Annotated in this window: 16 protein-coding genes; 8 read left to right on the top strand and 8 right to left on the bottom strand. The window is 71.9% G+C overall.

Features of this window, described 5'->3' with window-relative positions; translation table 11 throughout:
* Positions 1-97 precede the first annotated feature (97 nt).
* On the bottom strand, positions 98-1,288 hold the full coding sequence (locus tag ACMATS_RS04400; protein WP_414166952.1) for a cytochrome P450: 1,191 nt from the start codon (positions 1,286-1,288) through the stop codon (positions 98-100).
* 150 nt (positions 1,289-1,438) lie between these two features.
* On the opposite strand from ACMATS_RS04400, the gene ACMATS_RS04395 reads away from it, so the two are divergent.
* Positions 1,439-2,053 carry a TetR family transcriptional regulator gene (locus ACMATS_RS04395; RefSeq protein ID WP_414166951.1) on the top strand — a complete coding sequence of 205 codons (615 nt, stop codon included), beginning with the start codon at positions 1,439-1,441 and terminating at the stop codon, positions 2,051-2,053.
* 34 nt (positions 2,054-2,087) lie between these two features.
* On the opposite strand, the gene ACMATS_RS04390 is transcribed toward ACMATS_RS04395, so the two are convergent.
* The 4 genes from ACMATS_RS04390 to ACMATS_RS04375 form a co-directional block, all read right to left on the bottom strand.
* Positions 2,088-2,924, bottom strand: coding sequence for a TauD/TfdA family dioxygenase (locus tag ACMATS_RS04390; protein ID WP_414166950.1), 837 nt, complete (start codon positions 2,922-2,924; stop codon positions 2,088-2,090).
* 409 nt (positions 2,925-3,333) lie between these two features.
* Positions 3,334-5,706 carry an ATP-binding cassette domain-containing protein gene (locus tag ACMATS_RS04385; RefSeq protein WP_414166949.1) on the bottom strand — a complete coding sequence of 791 codons (2,373 nt, stop codon included), beginning with the start codon at positions 5,704-5,706 and terminating at the stop codon, positions 3,334-3,336.
* A 96-nt stretch (positions 5,707-5,802) separates the two neighbouring features.
* Positions 5,803-6,216 carry a VOC family protein gene (locus ACMATS_RS04380; protein ID WP_414166948.1) on the bottom strand — a complete coding sequence of 138 codons (414 nt, stop codon included), beginning with the start codon at positions 6,214-6,216 and terminating at the stop codon, positions 5,803-5,805.
* A 10-nt stretch (positions 6,217-6,226) separates the two neighbouring features.
* Positions 6,227-6,664 carry a helix-turn-helix domain-containing protein gene (locus ACMATS_RS04375; RefSeq protein ID WP_414166947.1) on the bottom strand — a complete coding sequence of 146 codons (438 nt, stop codon included), beginning with the start codon at positions 6,662-6,664 and terminating at the stop codon, positions 6,227-6,229.
* Between the two features lie 97 nt (positions 6,665-6,761).
* On the opposite strand from ACMATS_RS04375, the gene ACMATS_RS04370 reads away from it, so the two are divergent.
* The 4 genes from ACMATS_RS04370 to ACMATS_RS04355 all read left to right on the top strand — a co-directional run bounded on the left by ACMATS_RS04370 (position 6,762) and on the right by ACMATS_RS04355 (position 11,242).
* Positions 6,762-7,526: an ABC transporter ATP-binding protein gene (locus ACMATS_RS04370; RefSeq protein ID WP_414170654.1), complete on the top strand. Its 765-nt coding sequence runs from the start codon at positions 6,762-6,764 to the stop codon at positions 7,524-7,526.
* Positions 7,523-8,260, top strand: coding sequence for an ABC transporter permease (locus ACMATS_RS04365; RefSeq protein ID WP_414166946.1), 738 nt, complete (start codon positions 7,523-7,525; stop codon positions 8,258-8,260). The genes ACMATS_RS04370 and ACMATS_RS04365 overlap by 4 nt, the downstream gene beginning before the upstream one ends.
* Before the next feature lie 263 nt (positions 8,261-8,523).
* The gene (locus ACMATS_RS04360; protein ID WP_414166945.1) at positions 8,524-10,137 is read left to right on the top strand and encodes a M48 family metalloprotease; all 1,614 of its coding nucleotides are present in this window, start codon (positions 8,524-8,526) and stop codon (positions 10,135-10,137) included.
* A gap of 46 nt (positions 10,138-10,183) precedes the next feature.
* The gene (locus tag ACMATS_RS04355; protein WP_390778764.1) at positions 10,184-11,242 is read left to right on the top strand and encodes a hypothetical protein; all 1,059 of its coding nucleotides are present in this window, start codon (positions 10,184-10,186) and stop codon (positions 11,240-11,242) included.
* A 97-nt stretch (positions 11,243-11,339) separates the two neighbouring features.
* Here ACMATS_RS04355 and ACMATS_RS04350 read toward each other — a convergent pair whose 3' ends face one another.
* Entirely contained in the window at positions 11,340-12,605 is a 1,266-nt protein-coding gene (locus tag ACMATS_RS04350) for a peptidase S8 (RefSeq protein ID WP_414166944.1), read from the bottom strand.
* A gap of 363 nt (positions 12,606-12,968) precedes the next feature.
* Between ACMATS_RS04350 and ACMATS_RS04345 the strand changes: the two genes are divergently transcribed.
* Entirely contained in the window at positions 12,969-13,997 is a 1,029-nt protein-coding gene (locus tag ACMATS_RS04345) for a mechanosensitive ion channel family protein (protein ID WP_390778766.1), read from the top strand.
* Position 13,998: 1 nt separating this feature from the next.
* Here ACMATS_RS04345 and ACMATS_RS04340 read toward each other — a convergent pair whose 3' ends face one another.
* Positions 13,999-15,540: a serine/threonine-protein kinase gene (locus ACMATS_RS04340; protein ID WP_414166943.1), complete on the bottom strand. Its 1,542-nt coding sequence runs from the start codon at positions 15,538-15,540 to the stop codon at positions 13,999-14,001.
* A 390-nt stretch (positions 15,541-15,930) separates the two neighbouring features.
* On the opposite strand from ACMATS_RS04340, the gene ACMATS_RS04335 reads away from it, so the two are divergent.
* Both ACMATS_RS04335 and ACMATS_RS04330 read left to right on the top strand, forming a co-directional pair.
* Positions 15,931-16,644, top strand: a complete 714-nt coding sequence (locus ACMATS_RS04335) for a hypothetical protein (protein ID WP_414166942.1) — start codon at positions 15,931-15,933, stop codon at positions 16,642-16,644.
* A 165-nt stretch (positions 16,645-16,809) separates the two neighbouring features.
* On the top strand, positions 16,810-17,736 hold the full coding sequence (locus tag ACMATS_RS04330) for a MurR/RpiR family transcriptional regulator (protein ID WP_390778769.1): 927 nt from the start codon (positions 16,810-16,812) through the stop codon (positions 17,734-17,736).
* A 263-nt stretch (positions 17,737-17,999) separates the two neighbouring features.
* On the opposite strand, the gene ACMATS_RS04325 is transcribed toward ACMATS_RS04330, so the two are convergent.
* The gene (locus ACMATS_RS04325) at positions 18,000-19,049 is read right to left on the bottom strand and encodes an aminotransferase class V-fold PLP-dependent enzyme (protein WP_414166941.1); all 1,050 of its coding nucleotides are present in this window, start codon (positions 19,047-19,049) and stop codon (positions 18,000-18,002) included.
* Between the last annotated feature and the right edge of the window lie 80 nt (positions 19,050-19,129).

Here is a 19,129-nt window from a genome sequence, read left to right as displayed (position 1 = left end):
GGGCGACGCTAGGCACGTCGAACGCATGAACCAATGGTTCCGGCCGAAACCGCTCGCAGCCGGGGGCGATTTTCGGCCATGGGATGCAGTCCGTGCGTCACCACCCCACCGGCATCGACCGCGGACCGCGGACCAGCATCTGGGTCTTCCAGACGATGTCACCGGCCACATGGAGGCCCGGGAGTCGCAGGGAGAGGGCTCGCAGGGCCTCCTGCAGTTCGACCCGGGCCAGGGGTGCCCCGAGGCAGTGGTGCACGCCGTGGCCGAACCCCAGGTGCTGGTTGCCGGTTCGGCTCAAGTCGAGCGCGTCCGGCGCGGCGAAGCGCCGGTCGTCGCGGTTGGCGGCACCCATCGACACCAGGACGGCCTCGCCCTCGCGCACCAGCGTCCCGCCCACCTCGACGTCCTCGGTGGCGTAGCGGGGGATGCCCGCCGCCATGCCCATGGGGACGAAGCGCAGCAACTCCTCGACCGCAGCCGGGATCAGGGCCGGATCGGCGCCCAGGCGCGCGAGCTCGCCGGGGCGGTCGAGGAGGGTGTGCACGAAGTTGGGGATCTGCGTGGCCGTGGTCTCGTGCCCCGCGACCAGCACCGCCACGCACAGGTCGATCAACTCCTCCTCGGACAGCCGGTCCCCCTGGTCGCGGGCCTCGATCAGGGACGTCATCAGGTCGTCCGCGGGCCGCACCCGGTGCCCGGCGATCAGCTCCGCCATGTAGGCGCGCAGCTCCTGCCGGCTGGCCTCGGCCTCCTCGGCCGTGAGCGAGCTCGTGGAGAGCGCGTCGTCGCTCCACTTGCGGAAGAGGGGCCGGTCCGCCTCGGGTACGCCGAGCATCCGGCAGATGACGGAGACGGGCAGCGGCAGCGCGAAGGCGTCGACCAGGTCGGCGGGTTGGCCCGCCGCCACCATCTCGTCCAGCAGGCTCCCGGCCAGGGCGCGGATGTCCGTGCGCAGCCGCTCCATCCGCTGCACGGTGAACGCCCCGGCCACCAGCCTGCGCAGCCGGGAGTGGTCGGGCGGGTCCATGGAGAGGATGCCCGTGTTGTTCTGGCTCTCCGACTGCCGGGGCTCGTCGTGCGCGACGCAGGCGGCGCGGCTGAACCGCTGGTCGCCCAGGACGAGCCGGGCGTCCGCGTACCGCGTCACGAGCCAGGCCGGCTCGCCGTAGGGCAACTGGACGCGCGGCAGGCCCTCGTGGGCGCGCACCTCGGCGTACTGCTCGGACAGCTCCAGGCCGGCGGCTTCGTTGAACGGATAGGCGGCGGGCTCGGCGGGGGTGACGGACATCCGGACTCCTCGTTCCTTGTTCCTTCGCAGGGGCTAAGGTCTCGCGACGGTGCAGGAGCATGATGTAAGCAGGTGCTTACATCGACCGTAGGGCGGGACGGAACAGGCGTCAACAGGGCCTGTCGGTCGGGCGCTTGAGGAGGAAACGGAATGACAGCAGAGAAGGCCTCAGAGAAGGCCTCAGAGAAGGCGGAGAAGGCAGAGAAGCCGGCGCGCCGACGCGACGCCGAGGCCACCCGCAAGTGCCTCGTCGAGGCGGCGGCGGAGCTCTTCGCCGAACGCGGCTACGACCGCACGACGGTGCGTGCGATCGCCGACCGCGCCGGTGTCAACCAGGCTCTGCTCTTCCGCTACTTCGGATCGAAGACCGCGCTCTTCGGCGAGGTCGTGGCGATGAACGGCCGCCGGCAGCTGGAGGAAACCCCCGCCGAGCACCTGCTGCAGACCGCCCTGCGCAACCTGCTCGCCCCTGACGGCACGTCGACCGCCGACCGCTCGCTCGAAGTGTTTCTGCGCTCCGCCGGAAGCGACGACGAGGCGGCACAGACGAACCGGCGCCTGACGGAGGAGTACACCGCGGCGCTGACCGGCCTCACCGACGCCGACGATGCCGAACTGCGCGCCGGACTGGTCCTCGCCTGGCTGCTCGGCATCGGACTCACCCGCGTCGTCGTCCGCCAGGAACCCCTGGCCAGCGCCGATCCGGAGCACGTGAGCCGACTGATGCTGGACGCGGTCCGCAGGCTGCTGGAACGGCTGCCATGACCGGCTGCCATGACTGGCTGTGGCCGTAGGTGCTTCAGTCGACCCACACGCGGGCCAGGCACCTACGGGCGTACGGGCCGGGCGAGTCGGTGAAGGCGGTGCGGCCGTGCAGCACGACGGTGTTGTCCAGCCAGAGAAGGTCTCCCGGGCGCAGGGAAATGCGCAGGACGGCGAGCGGGTCGGACAGGATCCGGTCGACGGCGTCGAGGGCCGCCTGCTCGTCAGTCGTCAGGGGCTCGTCGGCTTCGTGCTGGGCACGTTCGATCCCGCGCCGGTTGTAGTACACGCGCAGGTCGGCGCCGCACCGCTGGAAGACGGGGCGGAGCCGGTCGAAGCCGGTTCCCCGGCCGAAGCGGAAGTCCTGGTAGAGACGGGGCAGGGCCCAGGGGCTGTCGCTGAGCAGCCTGTTGTGCACGGTATGGCCGCTGGCCAGCAGCGTCTCCCCGCCGTGCGCTGCCTGTCGCACGCACAACAGCCCCAGCAGTCTCGGAGGCTGGAGCGCCGGGGTCCGGTCGGTGTGCAGGCCCAGGGCGAGGTCGGTCTTGCCCAGCCCGGCGTTGTCGGCCACGGTGACGAGGTCACCGGAGTCCGCCGGCCTCGGGGTGCCCAGCAAGGCGGCGAGTTGCCGACACATCGCGACGCACTCCTGGTCGGCGCGGCCGGCTACCGGAAAGCCGCGGATCACGACGAACCCGCGGCCGTTCCGCAGGCGCTGGGTGACGGGCCTGGCCAGGTCCGCCAGCGCCGTGTCTTCTCCCCGGCCGTCCAGTGCGCGCGAGCAGGCGGGCGGTAGCGGGAGCAGCCAGTCCGCCTCGCCGAGGGAGTGGCCGTTCCACGCCGTGAGTGCTTCGACCGGGGCGGGCTGGGTCATCTGCTCACCTTTCCACGGCGGTTGCCTGCCGACGGGTTCCGTCACCGTCCAGGAACGTACCGGACGGTGGAGGCCGGGTGCAGCCCCGATGGGCAAAGCACTCCACACGCAGAGCCGTCCATGGCTCTCGGCCTGCGGAGCGGTTGCCTCCGACAGTGGAAACCCTCGGTTCTGCGTCCGGAAGTTCGGGGTTTCTGCTGTCGGAGTCACTGGTAGTCGGGGGAGTGTCACGGGGCCCGTGCTGACCCACCGGACACGCCCTGGAATTTGATGCTGGCGCGCCTTGCAAGCCGGGTCAGCCCCCACCCCTGCCGGAGCCGGATACGCCGCGGGACCCATGTATCAGCAGAGGCTTCTCGAATTGCGGAGGCAGGACGCTCAATTCAATCAATTCAATTGAAGCCCCCCGTCAGCCCCCGACATACGCCGCCAGATGCTCCCCGGTGAGCGTGGACCGGGCGGCGACGAGGTCGGCCGGTGTGCCCTCGAAGACGATGCGGCCGCCGTCGTGGCCCGCGCCGGGGCCGAGGTCGATGATCCAGTCGGCGTGGGCCATGACCGCCTGGTGGTGCTCGATGACGACGACCGACTTGCCGGAGTCGACGAGCCGGTCGAGCAGGCCGAGCAGGTGCTCGACATCGGCGAGGTGGAGACCGGCGGTCGGTTCGTCAAGGACGTAGATGCCGCCCTTCTCGGCCATGTGCGTGGCCAGTTTGAGCCGTTGCCGTTCGCCGCCGGACAGTGTGGTGAGCGGCTGGCCGAGGGCGAGGTAGCCGAGCCCGACGTCGGCGAGCCGTTCCAGGATCCTGTGCGCGGCCGGTGTGCGGGCCTCGCCGGTGGCGAAGAACTCCTCGGCCTCGGTCACCGGCATGGCGAGCACCTCGCTGATGTCGCGCCCGCCGAGGCGGTACTCCAGCACCGACGCCTGGTACCGCCTCCCCTCGCACTCCTCGCAGACGGTGGCGACGCCGGCCATCATCGCCAGGTCGGTGTAGACCACGCCCGCGCCATTGCATGTCGGGCACGCACCCTCGGAGTTGGCGCTGAACAGCGCCGGCTTCACATCGTTGGCCTTCGCGAACGCCTTGCGGATCGGGTCCAGCAGCCCGGTGTACGTCGCCGGATTGCTCCGCCGGGAGCCGCGGATCGCGGTCTGGTCGACGGACACCACCCCCGCGCCGAGCGCCCCCGACTGTCGGCACAGCGACCCGTGCACGAGCGAGCTCTTGCCGGAGCCGGCGACGCCGGTGACGACGGCGAGCACGCCGAGCGGGATGTCGACGTCGACGCCGCGCAGGTTGTGCGTCGTCGCGCCGCGGATCGGCAGTTTGCCGGTGGGCTTGCGCACCGTCTTCTTGAGGGCGGCCCGGTCGTCGAGATGCCGGCCGGTGACGGTGCCGCCCGCCCGCAGCCCCTCGACGGTGCCCTCGAAGCAGACGGTGCCGCCCGCCTGGCCGGCTCCGGGGCCGAGGTCCACGACGTGGTCGGCGATCGCGATCATCTCCGGCTTGTGCTCCACGACGAGCACCGTGTTGCCCTTGTCCCGCAGCCGCAGCAGCAGTTCGTTCATCCGCTGGATGTCGTGGGGGTGCAGGCCCGTGGTGGGCTCGTCGAAGACGTAGGTGACGTCGGTGAGCGAGGAGCCGAGGTGGCGGATCATCTTGACACGCTGCGCCTCGCCGCCCGACAGCGTGCCCGTCGGCCGGTCGAGGGCGAGGTAGCCCAGGCCGATCTCCGTGAACGAGTCGAGGGTGTGCAGCAGTTTGGCGAGCAGTGGGGCCACCGACGGCTCCTTGAGGCCGCGGACCCAGTCGGCCAGGTCGCTGATCTGCATCGCGCACGCGTCGGCGATCGTGATCCGTTTGATCTTCGACGACCGGGCGCCTTCGCCGAGCCGGGTGCCGTTGCAGTCGGGGCAGGTGGTGAAGGTGACCGCTCTCTCGACGAACTCCCGGATGTGCGGCTGCATCGCCTCCTTGTCCTTGGCGAGCATCGACTTCCGGATCCGGGGAATGAGCCCCTCGTAGGTCATGTTGATGCCTGCGATCTTCATCCGGACCGGCTCGTGATGGAGGAAGTCGTGGAGTTCCTTCTTGGTGTACTTGCGGATCGGCTTGTCCGCGTCGTAGAAGCCCGAGTCGCTGTAGAGGCGGTGGTTCCAGCCACCCGCCTTGTAGCCGGGGACCGTGATCGCGCCCTCGGACAGTGACTTGGAGTCGTCGTAGAGCTGGGCGAGGTCGAGGTCGGTGACCGTGCCCCGGCCCTCGCAGCGCGGGCACATGCCGCCGGTGCGGGAGAAGGTCGCCTTCACCGTCTTCTTCGTGCCGCGCTCGACCGTGATCGCACCGCTCGCCCTGACCGAGGGGACGTTGAAGGCGAAGGCGCTGGGCGGGCCGATGTGGGGTTTCCCGAGGCGGCTGAAGAGGATGCGCAGCATCGCGTTGGCGTCGGTGGCGGTGCCGACGGTGGAGCGGGGGTCGGCCCCCATCCGCTGCTGGTCGACGGTGATCGCGGTGGTCAGGCCGTCGAGGACGTCGACGTCGGGCCGTGCGAGGGTGGGCATGAAGCCCTGGACGAAGGCGCTGTAGGTCTCGTTGATCAGCCGCTGCGACTCCGCGGCGATCGTGTCGAACACCAGGGAGCTCTTGCCCGAGCCGGAGACGCCGGTGAACACCGTCAGCCGCCGCTTGGGGATCTCGATGCTGACGTCCTTGAGGTTGTTCTCGCGCGCACCGTGCACGCGGATCAGCTCGTGGCTGTCGGCAGCGGGTGTCTTGCTCATCGTGTCTCCGTCCGGGTGGGCCTTCGCCCCGGCATCTGCGGGCGCGTCGTGGCTGGTCGCGCAGTTCCCCGCGCCCCTTCGGGGCGCTGGGTGTCGCTACTGCCGGGGCTGGGTGAAGCGGAGCATGTTGCCGGCCGGGTCGCGGAAGGCGCAGTCGCGGACGCCGTAGTGCTGGTCCATCGGCTCCTGGAGGACCTCGCCCCCGGCGGCCCGGATGCGTTCGAAGGTGGCGTCGCAGTCGTCGGTGGAGAAGATCACGCCGCGCAGCATGCCCTTGGCCAGCAGTTCCGCCATCGCCTGCTTGTCTGCCGGCGAGGCGTTGGGGTTGGCGAGCGGCGGCTCGAGGACGATCTGCACGTCCGGCTGCTCGGGCGACCCGACGGTCACCCAGCGCATACCCTCGAACGCGACGTCGCCGCGCACCTCGAGGCCGAGGACGTCGCGGTAGAAGGCGAGTGCCTTGTCATGGTCGTCGACTGCGATGAAGCACTGGGAAAGCTTGATGTTCATGCCCCCGACGCTACGAGGCGGCGGCGGATTCCGCTTCTCCGATCCTGACCGGTTCGCCGTTCCTGCGCGGCCGCGTGAAGATCTTGGCCACGCACGCCGGGATCACGGCCGCCGCCTCGTGGTCGCGGGCCCGGTAGGCGCTGGGGCTCTCGCCGACCAGCTCGGTGAAGCGCGAGCTGAACGATCCCAGCGAGGTGCAGCCGACGGCGAAGCAGACCTCCGTCACGCTCAGGTCGCCCCGCCGCAGCAGCGCCTTCGCCCGCTCGACGCGGCGGGTCATCAGATAGCTGTAGGGCGTCTCCCCGAAGGCGGCGCGGAAGCTGCGCGAGAAGTGCCCGGGCGACATGAGGGCGACGTTCGCCAGCGCCGGAACGTCCAGCGGCTGTGCGTAATCGCGGTCCATCGCGTCCCGGGCGCGGCGCAGCCGCACCAGATCCTCCAGGTTCATGCGCTCAGCATCGCACGCGGCACTGACACGCCTTCGCGGCCCAAGGTCATGGCCTGCGCTTGACGAGCCGGGCGCCGGGCAGGAAACTCACCGCGTGATGAATTATGGCGAGGGGCCCGCCCCCGCGATCCGTGCCACCGGCCTGACGGTCGTCCGCGGTGGCCGTACCGTCCTGCACGGTCTCGACCTCGACGTCCCGCGCGGCTCGATCACCGGACTGCTCGGCCCCAGCGGCTGCGGCAAGACCACGCTGCTGCGCTCGGTCGTCGGCGTGCAGCGGGTGGCCGGGGGGCGGGTGGAGGTGCTCGGCAGCCCGGCCGGAAGCGCTGTGCTGCGCGACCGGATCGGGTACGTCACCCAGGCGCCCTCCGTCTACGACGACCTCAGCGTCGCCGAGAACCTCCGCTACTTCGCGGCCGTCCTCGGCGCACCGCCCTCCGACCCCGACCGCGTGATCGCCCAGGTCGGCCTCACCGCCCACGCGCACGCCCTGGTCGCCCGGCTCTCCGGCGGCCAGCGGGCCCGCGTCTCGCTGGCCGCGGCCCTGCTCGGCACCCCCGAACTGCTGGTCCTGGACGAGCCCACGGTCGGTCTGGACCCGGTCCTCCGCCAGGACCTCTGGCGGCTGTTCCGGCAACTCGCCGACGCAGGAGCCGCGCTGCTGGTCTCCAGCCATGTCATGGACGAGGCCACCCGCTGCGACCGCCTCCTGCTGATGCGCGACGGACGGCTGCTCGCCGACGACACCCCCGTGGAACTGCTGCGCAGGACCGGGGCGCCCGACGTGGACAGCGCCTTCCTCTCCCTCGTCGCCCAGGGCCCGGGCGCAGCCGCCGCCGTCCCCACCGGAGAAGCCCCGTGAACGCCACCCGCACCGTCGCCACCGCCCGCCGGGTCCTGGCCCAACTCCGGCACGACCCGCGCACCGTCGCGATGCTGCTCGTGGTGCCCTGCGTGCTCCTCGCCCTGCTCCGCTACATGTTCGACCAGCAGCCCGAGCTCTTCGACCGCGTCGGAGCGGCGCTGCTGGGGATCTTTCCGCTGCTGGTGATGTTCCTCGTCACCTCGGTCGCGATGCTGCGCGAGCGCACCACCGGCACGCTGGAGCGGCTGCTCACCATGCCCCTGGGCCGGCTGGACCTGCTGCTCGGGTACGCCCTCGCCTTCGGCCTGGTCGCCCTGGTGCAGGCGGTGCTCGCCTCGGCGCTGACCCTCGGGCTGCTGGGGCTGAAGGTGGCGGGCCCGGCCTGGCTGCTCTTCGCGGTGGCGGTCGGCGACGGCCTGCTGGGCATGGCGCTCGGCCTGCTGGTATCGGCGTTCGCGGCCACCGAGTTCCAGGCGGTGCAGTTCCTGCCGGCCGTGATCCTGCCGCAGCTGCTGCTGTGCGGACTCTTCGTCCCGCGCGCGAGCATGGCGCCCGTGCTGCGCCGGGTCTCGGACGTGCTGCCGCTCTCGTACGCGGTCGATGCGATGACCAGGCTGACCGCCACCACGGGCGTCGGCGCCCTGCTGGTACGGGACTTGGCCGTCATCGCGGGCGCGGCCCTGCTCGCGCTGGCACTCGGTGCGGCCACGCTCCGCCGCCGCACGGCTTAGCGCCTGCCCGACGGATCTTGCAGCGCCCCGTCAGGGGCGCGGGGAACTGCGCGACAAGCCACGACGCGCCCGCAGTCGAAGCTCCCGGGGCTTCGCCCCGGACCTCCAGGGTGGTGCGTCGGCTGCGGGCCGAGGGGGCTGATCGCGCAGTTCCCCGCGCCCCTGACGGGGCGCCGCGGCATGTAAAACAATCACAGCTCGACCTAAAGGTCGCGTAAAATCCCCGCATCCTGATTTTTCTCGATGTGGGGGTACTCCGCCCTGTGGGCACTTCTCCGCGCGCGCTGCGCGCACTTGTGCTGCTGGCCGGCTTCTATCTGCTCGCACTGGTCGTGCTCGGCGTGTTCGTCGGCGTCGACGTGGTGGTGTGGATGCGGGCGCCGGCCGTTGCAGCCGTCAAAATCACCGCGGTCACCGTGGTGTTGGGCCTCCCCGTGCTGAAGGGCGTCCTCGCGCTCGGCACGGCCAAGGGCGAGGAGGAGCACGGACTGCCGGTGACCGAGGCCGCGCAGCCCGAACTGTGGCAGGCCGTACGGTCGTTGGCCGCACGGTCGGGGACGCGGGCGCCGGACGAGATCATCCTGACCGGGGAGGTGAACGCGTCCGTCTCCGAGGACACCCGGATGCTGGGCCTGCTGCCCGGCCGGCGCCGCCTGTACCTCGGCGTACCGCTGATGACGGGCCTGACCGAGCCGCAGTTGCACGCCGTCGTCGCGCACGAACTCGGCCACTACGGCAACGCGGACACCCGGCTCGCCGGCATCACGCGGCGCGGCCGCGACGCCGTGGCCCGGACGGTGGAGGCGTTCCAGGAGCGCGAGCAGAGGGCCGTCGAGGACGAGCGCTCACGGCAGGAGCGGGTGGCCGCCAAGCGGCTGCGCAAGGGCAAGAAGCCCCGGAAGGTCAACACCGGCGGTGCCGGGTTCGGTTACCGGATGATGGCCAAGCCGTTCCAGGCCTACGCACGCTTCTACCTGCGCGCCACGCACCGCGTCGGCCGGCAGCAGGAGCTCGCGGCCGACCGGCTGGCGGTCCGGGTCGCGGGCCGCGACGCCACGGCCTCGGCACTGCGGGCGACCGCCGTCCTCGACGCGGCGCACGACCACTACCTGGACCGGTACGCCATGCAGGGCGTCCCGGCGGGCCTGCTCCCGCCGCAGGGCGAGGTCTTCGGCGGCCTGCGGCACCTGCTCGCCGACCCGCACCGCCAGGCGAACCTGGCCGGGCTGCGCGACGAGTTGCCGCCCGGCGAGGCGTCCCCGTACGACTCGCACCCGCCGGTCGCCGAGCGCGTACGGCTCATCGAAGAGCTGCCCGACGACGGCATGGCGGCGGAACCGGCACGCCCCGCACTGCAGCTGCTGCGCGACCCCGAGCGGGTGCTGGTGGAGCTGGAGGGCGCGGTCCTCACTCCGGAGGCGCTGGCCATGGAGCGGGTGGCATGGCCGGAGTTGACGCACCGCGCCGCACACGCGCTGGTGCAGAAGGCCGCGCAGCCGCTGCGTTCGGCGATCTCGGAGGCCGGACTCGCGGCAGGCCTCGCAGCGGACGACCTGAACGCCCTGCTGGACGCCGCCGACGCCGGCCGGTTGTGGCAGATCGCCGATCACCTGCCCAAGTCGCCGGAGGCGGCGCAGGCGACGGGCCGGGCCGCGCGGGAGTTCCTGCGGCCCTCGGTGGAGGCCGGCGTGACCCGGCTCGCGGAGCTGGCCCTGGTGGAACGGGCCGGTGCGCACTGGGAGTTGTCCTGGTCCCGGCCCGCCCGGCTGGTGCTGCCGGGGGCCGGGGACGTGGAGGACGCGATGGCGGCGGCCATGCGGAGCGCCGTCGCGGACGTACCGGACACGCTGCCCCTGCGCACGCTCCTCGCTGACTGACCCGCGTCACCGACCCGACACCCAACGACTCCGGAAACCCATACCTGTGAGAATCTTCCCCATCCTCGTCCTCGCCGTCATGCTCTTCTTCTGGCTGCGGAACCGGCGACGCACGGCACAGCTCGCGCGCGAAGCGGCCGCCGCCGGTGCGGACCTGCTGCCGCAGGAGCGCCAGAACACGGAACGGGCCGCCGCGGACCCCGAGGCGGACACCGTGACGGCGGCCCTCGCCCGGGGCGCATGGGAGCCCGCCGCCCGGGCCCTCGCCGCCGTGGGCACGGACTGGGAGCGCCGCTCCTACCTCGTCGGCATCATCTCCGCACGCGCCGTCGAGGACGACGCCTGGCTGCGGGCCTGGCAGGCGGCACGCCCCGACGACCCGGACGCGGCCGTCGTCGACGCGTCCGCAAAGGTGCTGCTCGCCTGGGAGCTTCGCGGCGGGCGCTGGGCCAAGGACACCACTGCCGAGCAGTTCGCGGGCTTCCATCGCGTCCTGCGCCAGGCCCGGGAGGACTTCGAGCGGGCCGCGACCCTGGCCCACCCCGACGACCCCACCCCGTACCTGCTGCAGATCCCGCTCTACATGGGCCTCGGCGCACCGCACGACGCCCTGCGCGAGCTGTGGGCCGAGGTCACGGCCCGCGCCCCGTACCACTACGAGGCGCACTGGCGCGCCCTGAACTACTGGTTCGCCAAGTGGCAGGGCTCCGCCGAGCTCTCCCGCGACTTCGCGCTCCGGGCGGCGGCAACCGCCCCCCGCGGCAGCCTGCTCACCATGTTCCCGCTCCTCGACTGGTACGAGGCCAACGACGACGAGGCGCCCGCCGAGGCCTACGGCCGGCCGGAGGTCACCGCCCTCGTCGACGCCGCCCTGGCCGACGTGGCGGCGGCTCGCCCCGACCACCCGCGGCTGGCCGAAGTCCGGCACCTGCTCGCGTACTTCCTCGCCAAGGCCGGCCGCCACGAGGCGGCCCTGATCCAGTTCCGGCTGGTGGACGGCCACGTGGGCGCCGTGCCGTGGCGCTACTACAAGAACCCCGCGAAGGTTTTCTGCGCCGTCCGCGACAAGGCGCTCAAGGGGGCCCTGAGCGAGAGCCGCTCGTAACTGCCCGTCCTCGACCGGCTTGTCCTGACCGGCCATTGATGTGCCCGCCGTGCGGTATCGCACGGCGGGCACGGTCGTATCGGCTCAGCCGGTGACGTCAGCCGGTGAAGGCGGTCAGGCCGTTGGGCGTTCCCCAGCCGGTCGGGCCGTCGAAGCCGGGCCCGGCGGTGCACAGGTAGGAGGGGGAGCACGTGGTCGTCGAGCCGTCGGTCACGTCATTGAGCGCGCCCGTGTGCGCGTACGGGAACGAGGCGGGGTACGAGCCGGCGGACGGGGTGCCGGCGTCGGCGTACACGCTCGCGACGATCGGCGAAGCGGCGCTGGTGCCGCCGTAGACGCTCCAGCCGGAGCCGCCGTAGGTCTGGTACACGGCGACTCCGGTGGCCGGGTCGGCGACGGCGGCGACGTCGGCGACCGTGCGCTGGGCGCAGCCGCTGTCCGTCTGCCAGGCGGGCTTGGTGTCGTAGGCCGAGCAGCCGGAGCCGCCGCCCTCGGTGGCGCTGGTGCTCCAGACGCTCTCGCTCCAACCGCGGCTGCTGGAGTCGCGCTTGAGGGCGGTGCCGCCCACGGCGGTGACGTACTGCGAGGCAGCCGGGTACTCGACGCCGTAGCCGCCGTCACCGGAGGAGGCGGTGATGGCGACGCCGGGGTGGTTGTAGTAGCTCTCGTCGTAAGAGGCGTCCGAGGCCGACTCGGGCCCGCCGTAGCTGTTGGAGACGAACTTCGCGCCGAGCCGCACGGCGGTGTTGACCGCCGTGCCCAGGTCGGCCGTGCTCGCGGTCCGCGCCTCGACGAGGATGATGTGGGCGTTGGGCGCGATCGCGGAGACCATGTCGAGGTCGAGGGAGATCTCCCCGGCCCAGCCCGTGTTGTTGCGCGGGTAGCTGGTGCCGCCGTGCTCGTCGACCTTCTGGAAGCACCCGTTGGCCGTGGTGCAGGCGGGCAGCCCGTACTGGCTGCGGTAGGTGGCCAGGTCCGACTCGGCGTTGGGGTCGTTGTAGGCGTCGACGATGGCGATGGTCTGCCCGCTGCCGCCGCCGGACGGCAGGTTGTAGGCGCTCAGCAGGTCGGCGGGGCCGTAGCCGGAGGGAGTGGCGTCGGCGGTGACGCCGAGCGGCCTGACGTGCTGGTGGGCGTTGGTCACGCGCAGGGCGTTGCAGGCCATGGTGCCCGATGCGGTGGCCTTCGCGCAGGAGCGGACCCATGCGGCGCCGTGCGAGAAACCGGAGGCGGAGGCGGTCTGGGCCTCGGCGGGGGCCGAGGCGACGAGGCCGGAGAGGGTGAGCGCGGCGGCTCCGAGGATGGCGAGGGCGGTGCGGCGGGGGGCGTCGGATCTGTGCCGTGCCGATATGCGGTAGCGCAACGTACGTCCTCCTGAGGCTGATTGACCCGGTGGGCGGGTTGCGCAGACCGTAGTTTTGTCGGTGAACGGTCAACAAGGGGAAGGGGTGGATCCTGGGGAATCCTTGATCGGTTCATGACCATCGGTGGGTGTGTGCGGATCTGCCGCCTGCCGGCGAGCCCCCTGCGTCCAGGACCCGGTCGGGGTGATGGAAGATGATCATCCGCGTGCCGGACCGCTCCCGTGGGCCGGCGCGAAGGGTGAATTCTGGGACAGGCAGGTGGAAGTGACGCATCATTACCTCGACGACCGCGGTTGCAGACCCGGACTCAGGGCGGCGGGCGACCGCCCCGCCGCGCGCCGCGGGCGGGCAGGGGGAGGCCGGTGAACCGGGACCTGACCCTGCACGACGCCGTCGTCGCTGGCATCGCGGTGGCCGCGGGGCTGGTCGCCGCGCTCGTTCTGCGGGTGATCCTGCGCTGGCTCGCCGAACGGGCCCGCAGGACGCGGTGGAGCGGGGACGACATCATCGTGGACCTGCTGCGCACCTCCGCGCCGTGGGCCGCGGTGGCGGCCGGCGTCGCGGCCGGGGCTGCGGCCCTGCCGCTGAACCGCACCGTCGGACACACGGTCAACCAGGTCCTGACGGTCGTCGTGATCTTCACGGTGACCCTCACCGTGGCCCGCGTCGTCGCCGGGCTGGTGCACTCCGTGGCGCAGTCCCGCTCGGGCGTGGCGGGATCGGCCACGATATTCGTCAACATCACGCGGATCGCGGTGCTGGCGATGGGCTTCCTCATCGTCCTGCAGACGCTCGGCATATCCATCGCCCCGCTGCTCACCGCCCTCGGCGTGGGCGGCCTGGCGATCGCACTGGCGCTGAAGGACACGCTGGCCAACCTCTTCGCCGGGGTGCACATCCTCGTGTCGAAGACCGTCCAGCCCGGCGACTACATCCGGCTCAGCAGCGGTGAAGAGGGCTACGTCGTCGACATCGACTGGCGCAACACCATGGTGGAGCAGCTGGCGAAGAACATCGTCATCATCCCCAACGGCAAGCTCGCCGGCACGAACATGATCAACTTCAGTCGGCCCGAGCAGAAGCTGTCCGTCACGGTGCAGGTGGGCGTCGCCTACGACAGCGACCTCGAAGAGGTCGAGCGGATCACCATCGAGGTCGCCGAAGGCGTGATGAAGGACGTCTCCGGAGCCGTCCCCGACCACGAGCCGGCCGTCCGCTTCCACACCTTCGGGGACTCCCGGATCGGCTTCACGGTGATCCTCGGGGTGGGCGAGTTCAGCGACAAGTACCGCATCAAGCACGAGTTCATCAAGCGCCTGCACCAGCGCTACCGCGCCGAGGGCATCCGCATTCCCGCTCCGGAGCGGACCGTCTCGCTGCTGCAGGGCTGAATCAGCAGGCGGGGGCGGACGGCCCGTTCTGGCGCGTGAGGTTGTCGTTCGACATCCAGCCCGAGGTGTTCGTGCCGGCCACGCGGACCCAAGTCCACGTGTTGCCGTAGGCGTTGACGACGGAGCAGTGGTACCAGAGCTTCGTGCCGGACCTGGCCAGGGTCACGGACGGGCACGCCTGGTACGGCCCGGTCTGTATGTGGTTGCTGCCGGCCATGAAGCCGTAGGTGCCCGGCTTCGGGTCCGCGTGACTCCAGCCCGCGCAACTCGTCGACACCGGGCTCGGCTTCGCCTTCTGCGAGGGCGACGCGGACGGGGCCGCGCTGCTCGCCGCCGGGCCGGGCTGCTGCGAGAGGGCGGCGGACGGCGAGGCCGTCGCCCGGCCGCCGCTGGGGGAAGGGGACTCGCCCCCGGACCGCACCGCGTGCAACGCGTCGGCGCCGGAACCGTCGTGCCCGCCCGCCAGGGCGTAGGTGACGCCGCCGCCGGCGAGCACGACCGCGGCGGCCGACGCCGCGATCACGACGCGGCGCCGGCGCCGAACACCATCGCCGGGCGGCGGGGGAGTCGGGGACGGCTGGGGGACCGGCGCGGGGCCGAACCCGGGCCCGGGAGCGGGAGCCGAGACGACGGTGGGCGTAGCGGGCCGGCTGGGAGCCGGGGCCGGCGCCGCGTTGCCGGCCACCCCGCCTGCAGCGACCTGCTCCAGCATCCGCCGCGCCTGATCGGCGGTGGGCCGCTGCCCCGGCTCCTTCGCCGTCAGCGCCTGCAGCACCGGCGCGAGCGGTCCGGCCCGGCGGGGCTCCGGCAGCGGCTCCTGGACGATCGCCGTCAGCGTGGACCACACGGACGTGCGGCGGAACGGCGAAGCGCCCTCCACGGCCGCGTACAACGTCATGCCGAGCGACCAGATGTCGGACGCGGGACCGGGCTCCCTGCCCTGCGCCCGCTCCGGCGGAAGGTAGTCGAGGGAGCCGACGATCTCACCGCTGCGGGTCAGCCTGTCCATGGCGTCGTCGCCGGAGGCGTCCATGGTGGCGATGCCGAAATCGGTCAGCACGACCCTGCCGCCGTGCTCCAGCAGCACGTTGCCGGGCTTGACGTCCCGGTGCAGCACACCGGCCCGATGGGCGGCGTCGAGCGCGTCCGTCAACTCGGCCCCGATGGCCGCGGCCTCGTGCGGCTCCAGCGTGCCGCGCTCGGCGAGCACGTCGTCGAGCGAGGGCCCGTCGACGAGCTCCATCACGATGACCGGCAGGCCCTGTTCCTCGGCCACGTCGTGCACGGTGACCACGCCACTGTGCCGGATACGGGCGGCGGCCTGCGCCTCCCGCTGCATCCGGGCCCGCAGATCGGCCAGTTCGGCCGCGGAGGCGTCGGTGTACGCCCGCAGGACCTTGACGGCGACCTCACGGTTGAGCAGCTCGTCCACGGCCCGGGCGACCACGCCCATGCCGCCGCGGCCGATCACCGCGGTGACACGGTAGCGCCCGCCGAGTACCTGCCCGACCAGTTCTCCGCCGTTGGCCTCCCCCGCTGTCACGGCATGCTCCGTTCCTCGTGCTCCATGCGTCCCGACTTGGCGCGCACCAGGGTAGAGGCACGGGTCGGTCGCGATCGGGGCGGGCTGTGGAAGCGGTGGGTGGGGTCTGACCATGCGGTCACGTCGTACCTCCTGCGATGCCTACCGCACCGCCCAGCCGGTGTACGGGGGTCGGGGTTACGCGACCGAGGCGGTGCGCGCAATCGCCGAGCCGGCCTTTGCCGGAGTCACTCGCTCCGCACGGCAGGCCCCATGATCCGCAAGCGGTGGACGTCCGGTACCTTGATCCGCTGCCGGCGGGTGTCGCACCGACGACCGCTGCCTTCTGCTGCGCCGGACCTCAAGGCATGGCGCAGCACCGCACTGTCACCATTCGGGGGAAATACAGCCATGCGTTCTCTGCGCCTCATCGTCGCGGCCTGCGTCCTCGCGCCGGTCGCCCTCACCGCCACCGCGTGCGGTCCCAAGAGCGACGACAAGTCCAGCGCCACGGCCACCGCCGCGCCCACCGGGGCCGCTGCCAAGGCCTTGACGCAGGACCAGCTCGTCAAGGCCCTGCTCCCTGTCAAGGAACTCCAGTACGACGAGCACCGGTCGTCCCTGGGCCCGACCAAGACGGAGTTCAGGTTCACCGCGGACAAACCCGCCTGCCAGCCCCTGCTCGACCTGTCCGACATCCGCAACGCGGCCACGCCGCCGCCCGCCTCCGCCACCGGCGCGTACTACGGCACCAACGGCCGTGAGTACTCCGTCATCCAGCTCACCCAGTTCGGCACCGGGCAGGCGGCCAAGGCCATGACCTCCGCCGAGTCCGCACTCGGATCCTGCGCGGCCTTCAAGGCCACCGGGTCGGGCCACGCCGCCACCAAGGTCACCTTCAGCAAGGCCGCCTTCAAGGCGAAGGGTGACGCCACGCTGGGGCTCATGGCGACTTTCAGCTCGCCCGAGTGCGGCGAAGGCGTGTGCGAGACGCGCAGCTACGTCGTCGTCCGCACCGGCGACGTCATCACCCTGGTCTCCAACTCGGCCCTCAAGGACCCCGGCATGCCCGAAGAGGGCATCGTCGACAAGCAGCTCGACAGGCTCCGCACCGCCGCCAAGTAGGGCCGGCACCCGGGCGGCGCAGGAAGCCGGGCCCGCCGGCTTCCTGCGCCGGGGGCGCGTGCTGCCACCTGAGGCGTGCCCTGGCGGTCGCCGGAACGCTCTGGCCGTTGGCACGTGTGCCGAGTCGGCTATGTTGAGCGGAAAAGGTGAGAAGGAGGCACATCGGTGCCATCAGGACAGCAGCGGGCACGCGCGCGGTCGTCTGCGATCACGCCGGGCAGGCGGCCCGCGCACGCGGAGCCGCCGCCCGCCGACAAGGTCCGTGCCTTGTTCGGCGGCCACCGGCTGTCTCCTGCTCAGCGGCGCATCGCGCAGTACATCACCGACCACCTCACCGAGGCCGCGTTCCTGTCGATCACGGACCTCGCGGAACGCGTGGGCGTGAGCCAGCCGTCGGTGACCCGCTTCGCCGTCTCCCTGGGTTTCAACGGCTACCCCGCACTGCGGGAGGCCCTGCAGCCCCTCGCCCTGAGCGCGGTCGCGGGCACCCCTGAGGCCAGGGCGGACAGCCGCCGCAACGAACTCCAGGCGGCCGTCGACGCCGAGATCGAGAACCTGGAGAGCCTGCGCCGGGTGTTCGCCGACACCGACCAGGTGCTCGACATCGGCCGCGAGCTCGCCCGCTCGGTCCCGCTGACCGTCCTCGGCCTGCGGATCTCCCTCTCACTGGCGGAGTACTTCGCATACGCGGCACAACGGATCCACCCGGACGTACGCCTGGTCTCCCGCGGCGGCAGCGTGGCCTATGACGCGCTGCTCCAGGCGCGGGAGGCGGGCGGGACGTGGGTGCTGGCGTTCGCCATGCCACGGCATGCCAAGGAGACGCTGGCGGCGATCCGGGCCGCGCGGAGCACGGGGCTGCGCGTCGCGCTGATCACGGACCTGACGCTCGGGCCGCTGGTGGACGAGGCCGATGTGACGCTCACCGCCGGCACCGGCTCACGGCTCGTCTTCGACTCGTACGCGGCGCCCGGCATCCTCTCCGCAGCCCTCCTCCAGGCCATGGCCGACGCGGATCCCGAGCGCACCCAGCTGAGGCTGGAGAAGTACGAGCAGGCCGCCGAGCAGCACGATTTCTTCCTCGAGGACTGACGGGCCGGTTTCCCGGGCCTGAACAGGGCGCTCACGGCGCTCCGGGCCCGCATGAATTTTTTCATGTCCTTGCATAATCGGCGGTATATATGTTTACTGCACGTGGCGCCTGGGCCAGACAGGGCTGGAGCTGGCTACAGCGCTCGTGACGGCGAGCCCCTGCGCCAAGAGGGCGGGCACCAAAGGGCGACAACCTCCTCATCGCCCCCTCCGTGTTCCGTTCAGGTCGTCCGCTCCCCTCGGACACCGTCCGGCGGGCCGGTCTACCCCCTGGGCCGGGCCCGCCGGTCACACCCCAGGGCGTCCAGTACCTGCTCGACGTCGGCCACGGTGTTGTAGAGGTGGAAACCGAGCCGGGTCTTGCCCGCTCGGGTGCTGGCGATGACTCCCGCAGCCGCCAGCTTCTCGGCATCGGCGTCCAGGGCCACGATCGCGCTGCCCCGTGCGGGCAGGCCGAGGGCCGTGAGAAGGGTGTCGGCCAGGCCCGCGCAGTGGGCGTGGACGGCGGCCGGATCCAGGGAGGCCAGGTACGGCAGTGCGACGGCCGCGCCCAGGTGGGCCAGCCAGACCGGTGAGAGGTCCAGGCGGCGTGCCCCCTTCGCCAGTCGCAGGGGCATGTCGTAGACGGTCTGCAGGGGGACTTCCCCGGCATACCATCCGGCGACGACCGGAACAGTGCGCTCAAGGGCCCGCGGGTGTACCGCTATCCAGGCGGCTCCGCGCGGCGAGAGCAGCCACTTGTATCCGGCGGCGACGACCCAGTCCGCCCAGTCCAGCCGCAGCGGCGTCCAGCCGGCGGCCTGCGTGACGTCCAACGCCACGGGAACACCGCTGCGTTCGCGCGCCTCGCGCAGCGCGTCGAGGTCCACGCGGGTGCCGTCCGCGGACTGCACGACGCTCACGGCGGCCACGTCGTGGTGGGGGAGGGCCGAGGGCAGCGCGGCGAGCTCCACCTCGGTCACCGTCACGTCACGGTGCGCCTGCGCCGCGAACGGGAAGGTGGTGCTGGTGAACTCCCCTCCGGCGACGAGCACCTTGGCCCCGTCGGGCAGACCGGCGGCGACCGGGGCCAGCAGCTGGGACACGGCCGTGCCCACGGCCACGCGCTCGACCGGGACGCCGACGAGGTCGGCATAGCCCTGCCGGGACAGGGCCACGGCCTCGTCGAAGTCGTCCGGCGTATCGGCCCCGCGCCGCCACCGGTCCACACCGGCAGCCACGGCATCGGCGACCGCGCCGGGCGGAATGCCGATGCTCGGCGTGTTCAGGTATCCGCGGGGAACTTCGAATTCCGCTCCGAAGGCGTCACGCATGCCGCCATTTCTATCAAATCCGCCCGGGATCCGGGGTGTTCGCCGTTTCTCCCGCGGCCCCGACCGGGCGGGCGGACCCC

It is taken from the genome of Streptoverticillium reticulum, from assembly GCF_047456005.1.
Taxonomy (GTDB): domain Bacteria; phylum Actinomycetota; class Actinomycetes; order Streptomycetales; family Streptomycetaceae; genus Streptomyces; species Streptomyces reticulum.
The sequence above is the reverse complement of the archived record's forward strand: the minus strand, read 5'-3'. Positions and strand labels throughout refer to the sequence as shown.